Origin of the sequence: Homoserinimonas sedimenticola, from assembly GCF_026094475.1 — a bacterium.
Lineage (GTDB): Bacteria > Actinomycetota > Actinomycetes > Actinomycetales > Microbacteriaceae > Homoserinimonas > Homoserinimonas sedimenticola.
Genome location: NZ_JAPELL010000007.1, coordinates 1 through 505 on the forward strand (window position 1 = coordinate 1; position 505 = coordinate 505).

Consider the following 505-nt stretch of genomic DNA (forward strand, 5'->3'; position numbering starts at 1 on the left):
TTGATCATGCCGCCCCACGACGGCGCCAGCAGGATCAGCGAGAACGTCATGTCCAGCGACTGGGTCCAGTCGGGCAGCGAGGTGTACAGCAGGTGGTGCGGACCGGCCCACATGTAGGTGAAGGCCAGCGCCCAGAAGTGGACGATGGACAGGCGGTACGAGTAGATCGGACGGCCGGCCTGCTTGGGCACGAAGTAATACATCATGCCCAGGAAGCTGGTGGTCAGGAAGAAGCCGACCGCGTTGTGGCCGTACCACCACTGGATCATCGCGTCCTGCACGCCGGCGTAGGCCGAATACGATTTCATCCAGTCCGCCGGCACGGCCGCGCTGTTGACCAGGTGCAGGATCGCCACCGCCAGGATGAAGGCGCCGTAGAACCAGTTGGCCACATAGATATGGCGCACCTTGCGCATGCCGATGGTGCCGAAGAACACCACCGCGTAGGCCACCCACACCAGGGTGATCAGGATGTCGATCGGCCACTCGAGCTCGGCGTATTCCT

At 63.0% G+C, this 505-nt stretch carries 1 protein-coding gene; it reads right to left on the minus strand.

Features of this window, described 5'->3' with window-relative positions; translation table 11 throughout:
* Positions 1-505, minus strand: a 505-nt coding sequence (locus OH146_RS13615) for a cbb3-type cytochrome c oxidase subunit I (RefSeq protein ID WP_265161738.1), incomplete at both ends; no start/stop codon positions are given.